Genomic DNA, 10,280 nt, shown 5'->3' on the forward strand with positions numbered 1-10,280 from the left:
GGCGTCCAGCGCCGCGCGCAGGGTGAAGCCCATGCCGAGGCCGCCGATCAGGATGCGGGGCCGCGCCCGGTCCCGCAGCCGCTGGCAGGTGAGGGTGCCGAGCGCCTGCTCGGAGCCGCGCAGGCGGTTGTTCATGAGCTCGATCGTGCCGACCACGATCGAGAACTCGTCGCCGCGGCGCATCAGCCGCATGGGATCCGGCTCGCCGGGGATCGCGGCCGTGTCGAGATGGACCCACGGGATCAGGGTGCGGCTCCTGTGGCGAGGGCCGCGCCGACGAACGCTCGATCGGCCGGCACGGGCGAAGCCGTCGCCGGCATCGATGCGGATGGCGCCTCCGGCCCGGTGCCGGGAGGAGGCAGACGGAGGGCACTGACACAGGTCCATGCGCTTGTCGACGGCCGGCGTCGGCGGCGAGCCTCGCCGCGGCAGGTCGGGGCGCAGAACCCCCGAGAAGAATTTTATCCTTCCGCGGAATTTCGGCGGAGGACGACCATCCACGTTCGTCGCGAAATTCGAAAACCGGCTCCCTTGCTTCGCGGCTATGCTGTGACGACCTGAGGTCACGTCCCCGGAACGCTTCCGATCGCCATGCGTCCCATCCAGTTCGATCCCTTCGGCGAGCCCGTCGCAGCAAGCTCCGAGCCGGGCCGCGCCACGGCCACCTCGCGGGTCGCGCTGCGCTTCGGCGTCGCCCTGTTCTGGGGTCTGGTGGTCGTGATCGTGGCGGCCCGCGCCGCCTATTTCGATCCGGATTTCGCCGAGCGGTTCGGGAACGTCGCCGCCGCGATCGGTCATCTCAGGACCATCGTCGGCGCCTGAGCACCGGGATCGCGGACGAACCGCGCCGCGGGCCCGCGAACACGCGGCGCCTGCCGTTTCGAGCGACCGCCGAGGCCGCCCTCGAGCGGGCCAGGGTCTCGGCCGGCGTGTCAGCGACCCTGGACGCCCACCCCCTCCGGCGCGCGGCGCCTGCCCGCATCGCTTCCCACGCCTCCCGACATGATCGCGCCGGCATGGCGCATCTTGCCGGGCGGTGAGGCACGTCCGGCGGTGAAGGACGCCACCGGCGTGCTCAGGCCGGAGGCGCACTCCGTCTCCATGGCCTTACCGATCTCGCCGAAGAGCACGACCGCGCGGGTGCGAGGGCCGGCGTCACGAGATGGGGATGTCGATCGCGTGGCGAAGGTCTTTGGAAGATCCGGTTCTTCTGCCAGGCGCCGCAGCCCGCCTCAGCGTGAAGCCGAGCCCCGCGTCGGATAAGCCGCGGCTTGGCCGCGCCCGCGCGTCGCCCAGAACATTCTCCAGGCGGGAAAGAGGCTGGAAGATTGTTCTCGAACGGCGTGCGGGCCGGCCGGGACCGGCTATAGCGACGGAGACGAGCGATGCCGCGGGGCGGCATCGGGAAACGACGATGCCGCAGGACGATCCCCCGTGACGCCGCCCCAGCCGAACCCGGTCCTCCTCCGTCTCGCCCTGCTGGCGCCGGGCATCGCGCTCTGCATCGCGGTGACCCTGGTCTCCCTCGGCCTCCAGCACCTCGAGGAGGGCGGCTTCGAGCATCCCTATGTCGAGGCGCTGGTGATCGCGATCCTGCTCGGCATGGCGCTGCGGACCTTGTGGGAGCCGAGCCCGCGCTGGCGGCCCGGCATCGCCTTCAGCGCCAAGCAGCTCCTGGAGGTGGCGGTGATGCTGCTCGGCGCCTCGATCAGCTTCGCGGCGATCCTCGCCTCGGGGCCGGTGCTGCTCGCGGCGATCGTCGCCACGGTGGTGGTGACGATCGCCGCGAGCTTCACGATCAGCCGCGTGCTCGGCCTCTCCGTGCGCATGTCGATCCTGATCGCCTGCGGCAACGCGATCTGCGGCAACTCGGCCATCGCGGCGGTGGCGCCGGTCATCGGCGCCGGCAGCGACGACGTCGCCTCCTCGATCTCCTTCACGGCGATCCTCGGCGTCCTCATGGTGCTCGGCCTGCCGCTGCTGATCCCGCTGCTCGGGCTCGGCGCCGGCCAGTACGGCATCCTCGCGGGGCTCACCGTCTACGCGGTGCCGCAGGTGCTCGCCGCGACGGTTCCGGCGGGTCTGGCGGCCACGCAGATCGGCACCCTGGTCAAGCTCGTGCGCGTGCTCATGCTCGGCCCGGTGGTGGTCGGCCTCTCACTGCTGGCGCCGCGCCTCGGCGGCCCGCAGGGCGATCCGGCCGAGCCGCGCCGCTTCGACCCGTTCAAGCTCGTGCCGTGGTTCATTCTCGGCTTCCTGGCGCTCGCGGCCTGCCGGTCGCTCGGCCTGGTGCCCGACCTCGCGGTCGGCCCGATCACCAGAGCGGCCGGGCTCCTCACCGTGGTCTCGATGGCGGCGCTGGGGCTCGGCGTCGACGTGCGGGTGATCGGACGCGTCGGTGGCCGCGTCACCGCGGCGGTGACGCTCTCCCTCGTCCTGCTTCTGCTGATCAGCCTCGGGCTGATCCACCTGCTTCGCCTGGGCTGAGGCGTCCTGGCTGGGAATAACAGCGACGCTCGGAACGGGGCGCCGAGCCAGGGAGAAGGCGAGGTTGCAACGAGGCGACCTGCCGCGCGCCCGCGGCGCCGGATCCCGGGCCCGGCTGCGAGAACGGCGCCCCCGTCGGCCGCGCCTCTTCGCCCGGGAGCCGGGACGGCCTGTCCGACATGGCGGCGGCGTCAGAAGATCGAGATCAGCACGATGCCGGCCACCATCAGGGCGGCGCCGCCCAGGCGCTGCGGGCCCGCGGTGACCTGCCTCATGCCGAGCCAGCCGAAATGGTCGAGGGCCACCGAGGTCAGCAGGTTGGCGGTGATCAGCAGGCCGTTGAAGGCGCCCGCCCCGACCTTGTCGACGAACAGCAGGCCCGCGAAGACGGCGACCGCACCCGTGAGTCCGGCCAGCGGCATCCACCAGCGCACACCCTCGATATCGGTCCGCTGCGGGAGCGGCTTCGGGCGCAGCAGGAAGACCAGCACGAACACGAAGACGACGGGCAGGAACGAGACGGTCGCGGCGAGCCAGGGGTTCACCAGGGCTCCGCGCAGCTGCGCGTTCCAGACCACGCCGATGGCCTGCAGGGCCCCCGCGACGACGATGAAGGGATAGAGCAGCTTGCCGTTCAGGCCGTGCCCGGTCTTCTGCTCGTGCGTGCCGTCGGGCGTGGCGCGGGCGATGAAGCTCACGCCGATCGCCATCAGCAGGCCGCCGAGCCAGGGCATCGGCTTGAAGCCGCCGCCCGGCAGCCCGAACAGGCCGAGCGCGTCGAGGGCCAGCGAGGTCAGGATGTTGGCCGTCAGGGTGAGGCCGTTGAACGGCCCGGCGCCGACCTTGTCGACGAAGGCGAGGCCGCCGAACACCGCCACCGCCCCCGCCACGCCGCCGAGCGGCGCGTACCAGGGCATCGCGGCGAGCGTGTCGAGGCTCGGCAGCGGCGTCGGCATCATCAGGAACAGGGTCGTGAAGACGAAGACGATGGGCAGGAAGGAGGCGGAGGCGGCCAGGAACGGGTTGACGAGGTGCCCGCGCAGTTGCGCGTTCATCGAGTTGCCCAGCGCCTGAAGGATTCCGGCCAGCAGGATGAAGGGGTAGAGCAGGGCGGCGTTCACGCGGGCAGGTCTCCGGGGCAGTCGGCGTGGATGTTCAGGCGAGAGGCAGCGCGGCGAGCGCGAGGACGAGGGCCGGGGGCAGGTCGGGGCCGAGATCGCCCTCGATGCGGATGGCGCCCGCGACCGTCCCGGGGACCCGGGCGGCCGCGCCGAGCACCGCCCAGACGGCCTCCGACCAGGAGAACGGCCGCAGGATCACGCCCAGCGTCGCGGGCGCGGCGATGCCCCGGGTCGCGGGGTTGAGAGTCAGGGTCAGCGCGCCCGACATCGGGTCGGCGATCCTCGGCCGGCGGGGTGAAGGGCAGTCGGGTCGTCGGCGCCATCACGGCCGCCCGGTGCGGCCTGGGCTGGGCGGCGTGCCGAGCCGGCCCCGCTCGGGTGAGGTGCCGACCGCGTCCCAGTCACTGCCGATGCCCTTCGCGCTTGAGGCGACCTTGCGAGGCGCCGCCGCTCAAGATTTCTTTGGGAGGCGAGTTCCCGCTCAAATCATCACGATACTGTGATTCTCTCGCGAAACTCGTAATACTTCTCGCGACGCGCGCGCGATCATCTGCGGGAGATCCTGCCGCGTGGCTGCACTATACCGATCCTGTCGTCGGGTGATGGTTCGACGGGTCGTGGTCCGCGTCCGGACGAAGCGCCGTCTGCCGGCCCGCACGCTTTCGACGCGGCCGATTTGCGGGCTCTCGGAGTGAAGGCCGGCGAGCGAGACGAGGGGCCACCGCCGTGCTCACGCTCGAATCCAGGATCGACAGCGATCCGGTTGTTTCCGCCACGCTGCGGGAAAGCCGCGACGGCCCAACGAGCTCGAGAGAGCCGAGCCCAAAACTTGTTGCATCTGCTAGGAAAACTGGAGCGGGCGAAGGGATTCGAACCCTCGACCCCAACCTTGGCAACTTGCCCTCCCACCGTTTCCTGGAGTACCCGGCGGTAACGCACGCTCACACGAAATTATTGAGCAATCACAGAAGCTTGGGCTTTTGGAGAATCTGAGAGTAACGTATCATACCCTCCCAGCACACCTCTGCCGGAACCCCGGTTCGGAACCCGGCAGACCCTAACCCTTGCTGGGCTGCCATGCCGGTCAAACGACTCACCGCCCTGTTCGTCGAGAACGCCCGCGCCGTCGGCGGCGACCGCGTCGAGTATGCCGACGAGGTGACGAGCGGCCTGCACCTCCGGGTCGGCAACAACGGCCACAAGAGCTGGTCAGCGGTGTTCCGCATCGGCGGCCGGAAGGGCCGGATGACGCTCGGCACCTATCCGGCGCTCTCGCTCGCGGACGCCCGGACCGCCGCCCTGGCGGTCATCGCGAAGGCGCAGGCCGGCGACGACCCCGTGTCCGAGCGGCGCGAGAAGGAGGCCCGCTACGGCGAGACGGTCGAGAAGATCGGCCGGGCGTGGGTCGAGCAGCACGCGAAGCCCAACAATCGAAGCTGGCGGTTTCAGGAGCGCCAGCTTGAGCTCTATGTCTACCCGAAGCTCGGCAGCCGGGCCGTCTCGTCGCTGAAGCGGCGGGACGTCATCGACCTGATCGACGAGATCGCGATGAAGGGCCGCGAGGCCGATGAGGACGCGAACTCGAAGGCGGACGAGAAGGCCGCCAAGCGCCGGCTCGGGGGCTCGACCGCGGCCGACAACGTGCTTCGGGTGCTCCGCTCCGTGCTGAACTGGGCGGTGTCGAAGGACAAGCTGACCGCGAACCCCGCGGTCGGCGTCCGTGCGCCGCAGAAGCCGAAGGCTCGGGAGCGCACGCTCACCGACGACGAGATCAAGGCCGTGTGGGCCGGCGCCACGGCCCTCGGCTACCCGTTCGGCACGCACCTCCTCCTTTGCCTGCTCACGGGCCAGCGCCGGACGGAGGTCGCCGAGATGCGGTGGGAGGAGGTCCAGGGCGACACCTGGGCCATCCCGTCGTCACGGACGAAGAGCAAGCGCTCCCACCTCGTGCCGCTGTCCCCGGAGGCACGCGCGATCCTCGACGCCTGCCCCCGCTTCAAGGAGGGCAGTTTCGTGCTGTCCACCACACTCGGCCGCCGGCCCATCTCCGGCTTCTCGAAGGCGAAGACGGAGAGCGCGATCAGCATCGGCGACTGGCGCTGCCACGACCTCCGCCGGACCTGCGCAACGGGGATGGCGCGCCTCGGCGTTCTGGGCGAGATTATCTCCCGCATCCTCAACCACGCGGCGCCGTCCGGTGTCACGAACGCCCACTACAACCACTATGACTACATCACCGAGAAGCGGAAGGCTTTGGACCTGTGGGCAGCCTCGCTCCCCATCTCGATGAGAGCGTGACGGATGCTGCGATCCGCATAGCTCAGGATTACGACATCCCGGCGGGCATGGCGCCCGAACTCGCCAGGGTTCTGGAGGATGCGAAGGCTCAGAAGCATGCCGTGGAGGAGCGCCGGCATGCACTTGAGCGGCTGTCGGAGCTGGAGGAGAGCATTCGCGGCTTCTTCCGGAGCATGAGATCGGCAGCAAGTTTCCTGAAAGCGCCTGAATTGTCCGATCAAGATCGAGAGCTGATTGCCAACGAATTCCTCAGAGCGTCCTTGTATGAGGGTGCTCCAGAGCTGATCGCGCTCGGCTGCCCGGAGAGCCACCTCGAAGCGCAACACTTCCGGCATTTCGTATCTGCGATCGTCGATTTCGCGAGCACGTCAGAATCGATCGAACGCATCATGCTTGAGCATGACAAGCGTACGTACAGAGACGTCGCGGTCTGGAATCTATGCCTTGACGAGGTCTTCTACTTCTGGACAGTCACGTTAGACCGCCGCATCAAGAACAGCTTCGAGAAACCCGATGGCCCGCACCGCGAGCAGGGGGAGCCGACCAGCGAAGGAGCGCGCTTCTTGGCTGAGTGCATGATGGTGATCGATGCGCCGGCCTACCGCGCCGAGCGTCTCATGCGGCTGCTGGACGTCTACCGAAAGGACGACTTGGGTCGTCCGTAACGCGGAATGCGATCCGCTTCGGTCGACGCCGATCACGTTCCCTCCTGCTGGAGCGAGCTGACGTATTTACCTCGGCATACCCGGACAGAACCGGAGGATGTCGTGGGCGAACGGTTGATCTCGATGAAGGAGGTGACGGGACGTGTCCCGTTCACGAAGGTGCACATCTATCGCCTGATCGGCCGCGGTGAGTTCCCGGATCGGGTGAAAATCGGCAAGCGCCGGGTGTGCTGGCGCGAGTCCGACATTGACGCTTGGATCCAATCCAAGCTCGTCGGCGCCTCGGATCGCTGAGGCTGCTGTGACCGACCAAGAACTCCGGCAGCCCGAAATCCAAATGCCGTCGCCGGATCAGGCTGGGCGTACGCCCGAGGGTGGGCCGTCGGAATTGGGGGTGGGGGATGTCGCGCCGAGGCCCAATACGGGCGAGGCCGTCGACTTCCTGATGCGCTACCGCGGCAGCGATCCCATCGTGCTGACGGCCATCATCCCCAACAACGGCGGGACCGAGAGCGATACGTTCCGCGCGGAGCAGGATGGGCAGCGGCTCCGACAGTGGATCGACGCGCGGCAAGGGCGCGTGAACATCTACTTCTCGGTTAATCCGACGCTGAAGCCGATGGCCGGCCGAGTGAAGGCGAGGAAGACCGATATCCGAGGAATGACGACACTCCATGTCGATCTCGATCCGCGGGCCGGAGAGGATTTGGAGCAGGAGCGCGTCAGGGCACTCAGGGTCTTGCGCGAGTTCTCGCCCCGTCCGTCCTTCATCATCGACAGCGGTGGCGGCTTCCAGGCGTTCTGGCTCCTAGACGAGGAGCAGCAGGTCAACGGCTCCGAGGAGCGTATTGCCGAGCTTGAAGCGTACAATCAGCAGCTCGCGCTCTTGCTGCATGCGGACGCATGCCACGACATCTGTCGCATCATGCGCCTGCCGGGCACGCTGAACGTCCCGGACGCACGGAAGGTCAAGAAGGGGCGCAAGCTTGCCTTGGCGCGATTAGTCGAGTGGCCCGACGATCTCGCACCGTACCCGCTAGCGGCTTTCGAGCAGGCTCCGCTCCTCCGTCGTGCGCCTGAGAAGCCCGTCGCGAGAGCGGACGGCGCCTTGGGAGAGACCACGCCTCCCAGCGCGCACGTTGCGCTCGATAGACTGCCTGCCCAGGTGTCGGACCGCTGCAAGGCGATCATCGTAGCTGGGGATGATCCGGATGACCCCGCGCATTTCGCATCCCGATCCGAGGCGCTGTTCTACGTATGCTGTCAGTTAGCGCGGGCTGGCGTCGGCGACGAGATGATCATGGCTGTCATCACGGATCGCGATTTCGGGATCAGCGCGTCTGTTCTGGATAAGCCCAAGCCGCAGGAATACGCCGCGAGGCAGGTTCAACGCGCGCGAGACGAGGCGCAGGATGATCCTGTCTCGATAGTAAACCGCCGATATTTTGCAGTTCTGGAAGGCCGCCGCGTCCAGTACTATCGCGAAGAAGACGATGGAACGCTGGGCGTGATGAACGGCGAAGCCTTCGACTTCGAATGGCTACCCTACGCGCTGGAAACGCCGAAGGGCAAATTCCCCTATTCGCGGCTCTGGAAGGGCAGCGACCGGCGTCGGTATTACCGACGAGGGTTTATCCTCGACCCAACGGAGGCGTGCGACCGCCACACGTACAACCTTTGGAAGGGCTTCGGCGTGGAGCCGAGGCCAGGCGAGTGGCCGCGCCTCCGCGAGCACATCACCGACATCCTTGCGGACGGTAATGCCGGTCACGCGGACTATATCCTGAAATGGGCCGCGTGGTCGTTTCAAAACCCGGCGACACCGCCCCGCGTCGCGCTGGTATTCAAGGGCGGGGAGGGCGTCGGCAAGGGCGCTTTCTGCAACGCGCTCGTACAGGCGTTCGGGGTGCACGGCCTGCGGGTTCAGAACATGCTGCATGTCGCGGGCCGCTTCAACGCGCATCTCCGCCACCTCTGCATGCTCTTCGCCGACGAGGCTCTCGTGCCCGGGACGGATGGGGAGGGCACGCTCAAGGGCCTGATTACCGAGCCCACGATCCCTATCGAGGCGAAGGGTGTGGACACGGTATCCCAACGCAACCACCTGCACATTGTCATGGCCTCGAACAATGAATGGGTCGTGCCGGCGAGCGTCGGCGCGCGCCGCTTCGCGGCCTTCGCCGTTCCGGATCGGCGAAAGGGGGATGCTTCCTACTTCGGCGCACTCTTCGATGAGGTCGAGCGCAGGGGCGGCTTGGCCGCTATGCTGCACGATCTGCTCGCCCTTGACCTCAAGGGTTGGCACCCCGAGCACGCTCGGCCCGATACAGACGAACTGGCGCGCCAGAAGATCGCTAGCCTGAACGCGATCGAGAGGACGTTCTTTGACTGCCTCGCGATCGGCCAGTTGCCTGAGGGTGAGGTCGTTGGCGGTGGCTCAATGCTCCTGCCCACGAAAGCGCTGACCGAGGAGGTGCGGCGGGCGACGCGGCGAACGGACGTGACGCATAATGCAGTCGCTGACCTGCTCGGCGATCGCGGTTTCGGGTTCGAGAAGCGCAGCAATCAAAGGCCACGCGGCTACGTTATCCCGCCGCTCCCCGCGGCCCGCGCGCGGTGGGACGAACTATTCTTCCCGGCGGTATGGGACGGCGTTGACGAATGGGAGGCCAAGCCCGAGCGCGACGACGCGATCGGGGACTATGAAGGGCCGTATTGAGCAGCATCCTCAGCTTCAGCCGACCCGTAGCACCTGAACCGACCTCTCCCCGACGTAAGCTCCCGCAACGCCATCCATTTACCGACTTACCCGACCCGACCGGCCGTCGACCTCGGCGGGCGCGGCACGCCGCCGTTCGCCCATAGGGGGCCGCGCACACCCCCCTACGTAAAGTTTGACCCTCAAAGTCGGCTAGGTCGGTTAGGTCGGAATAAGGTTACCGTTTCAGGACCTTACCCGAACCGCCTGTAACCGGCTTTACCGACCTGGGATTGTAGCTGGGCAGAGAGCGATGCAGAATCATCCCCAGCCATGATCGCGGAGATCGGCGGGTGGAGATGCAGCTCATGTCGCCGGTTTCGGGGCGGGGTCTAACGCGGGGACCAAGCACGCAGAGCGGCGCCCTGCGATTGCTGATGTCGACGGCGAAGCTGTCGACATCAGCACTTCGAGCGTGAGCAGATGCCGGGCAGCTGGGTTGCCCGCCGCCCGGAAAGGGTGTCGCGCCGAGGCACGGAAAATCACCATCTTTCCAAGCTGCCGCGGATGCCGGTTTAGCCGCCCCGAAAGCGGACCCTTTACGACCTTGTCTTCGCGGGGATAAGTTCGCTGGGCCTGAACAAAGCAGGAACGATCTCGATGCGCCGCGCTGCCATCTACGTGAGGGTGTCGACTGATGGGCAGACCACCGAGAACCAGCTGCGGCGCCTGCGCGAGGTGGCTCAGCGCGCTGGCTGGGACATCGTGGCAACCTACGACGAGACGGCCTCAGGCGCCGTCGGGCCCGAGAGGCGGACAGAGTATGCAGCCATGCTGAAGGACGCTGCGCGCCGCAAGTTCGACGTGTTGATGGCCTGGGATGTTTCCCGGCTCGGCCGCTCGCTCGCTGGCCTTGTCGCCCTGATGGAGCAACTGCGCGCCCTCAAGGTCGACCTCTTTATTGACCAACAAGGGCTCGATACGACTACCCCCTGGAGTGCGCCCCTGGGA

8 protein-coding genes and 2 pseudogenes are annotated in these 10,280 nt (G+C 67.5%); 7 read left to right on the plus strand and 3 right to left on the minus strand.

What is annotated here, in order from left to right; genetic code table 11:
- Positions 1–246, minus strand: a pseudogene (locus MFF04_RS18860) (hypothetical protein); the annotation flags it as partial.
- Positions 247–591: 345 nt separating this feature from the next.
- Between MFF04_RS18860 and MFF04_RS18865 the strand changes: the two are divergent.
- Complete coding sequence (locus tag MFF04_RS18865) at positions 592–822, plus strand: hypothetical protein (protein ID WP_238278126.1); 231 nt, start codon at positions 592–594, stop codon at positions 820–822.
- A gap of 612 nt (positions 823–1,434) precedes the next feature.
- Positions 1,435–2,487, plus strand: a complete 1,053-nt coding sequence (locus MFF04_RS18870; RefSeq protein WP_238278128.1) for a YeiH family protein — start codon at positions 1,435–1,437, stop codon at positions 2,485–2,487.
- Between the two features lie 191 nt (positions 2,488–2,678).
- Here MFF04_RS18870 and MFF04_RS18875 read toward each other — a convergent pair whose 3' ends face one another.
- Both MFF04_RS18875 and MFF04_RS22100 read right to left on the minus strand, forming a co-directional pair.
- Positions 2,679–3,608, minus strand: coding sequence for a DMT family transporter (locus MFF04_RS18875; RefSeq protein WP_238278130.1), 930 nt, complete (start codon positions 3,606–3,608; stop codon positions 2,679–2,681).
- Between the two features lie 133 nt (positions 3,609–3,741).
- A pseudogene (locus tag MFF04_RS22100) lies at positions 3,742–3,876 on the minus strand (arsenic transporter); the annotation flags it as partial.
- An 809-nt stretch (positions 3,877–4,685) separates the two neighbouring features.
- Between MFF04_RS22100 and MFF04_RS18885 the strand changes: the two are divergent.
- The 5 genes from MFF04_RS18885 to MFF04_RS18905 all read left to right on the plus strand — a co-directional run.
- The gene (locus tag MFF04_RS18885; RefSeq protein ID WP_238278132.1) at positions 4,686–5,906 is read left to right on the plus strand and encodes a tyrosine-type recombinase/integrase; all 1,221 of its coding nucleotides are present in this window, start codon (positions 4,686–4,688) and stop codon (positions 5,904–5,906) included.
- Positions 5,870–6,571: a hypothetical protein gene (locus MFF04_RS18890; RefSeq protein ID WP_238278134.1), complete on the plus strand. Its 702-nt coding sequence runs from the start codon at positions 5,870–5,872 to the stop codon at positions 6,569–6,571. Before MFF04_RS18885 ends, MFF04_RS18890 begins: the two co-directional genes overlap by 37 nt.
- Positions 6,572–6,673: 102 nt before the next feature.
- A complete protein-coding gene (locus MFF04_RS18895; RefSeq protein ID WP_238278136.1) occupies positions 6,674–6,865 on the plus strand; it encodes a helix-turn-helix transcriptional regulator in 192 nt (63 codons plus the stop codon).
- Positions 6,866–6,872: 7 nt separating this feature from the next.
- A complete protein-coding gene (locus MFF04_RS18900; RefSeq protein ID WP_238278138.1) occupies positions 6,873–9,290 on the plus strand; it encodes a DUF5906 domain-containing protein in 2,418 nt (805 codons plus the stop codon).
- 639 nt (positions 9,291–9,929) lie between these two features.
- The coding region (locus MFF04_RS18905; RefSeq protein ID WP_238278140.1) for a recombinase family protein at positions 9,930–10,280 on the plus strand (351 nt) is incomplete at its 3' end.

This window comes from Methylobacterium jeotgali (genome assembly GCF_022179345.1).
GTDB classification, from domain to species: domain Bacteria; phylum Pseudomonadota; class Alphaproteobacteria; order Rhizobiales; family Beijerinckiaceae; genus Methylobacterium; species Methylobacterium jeotgali.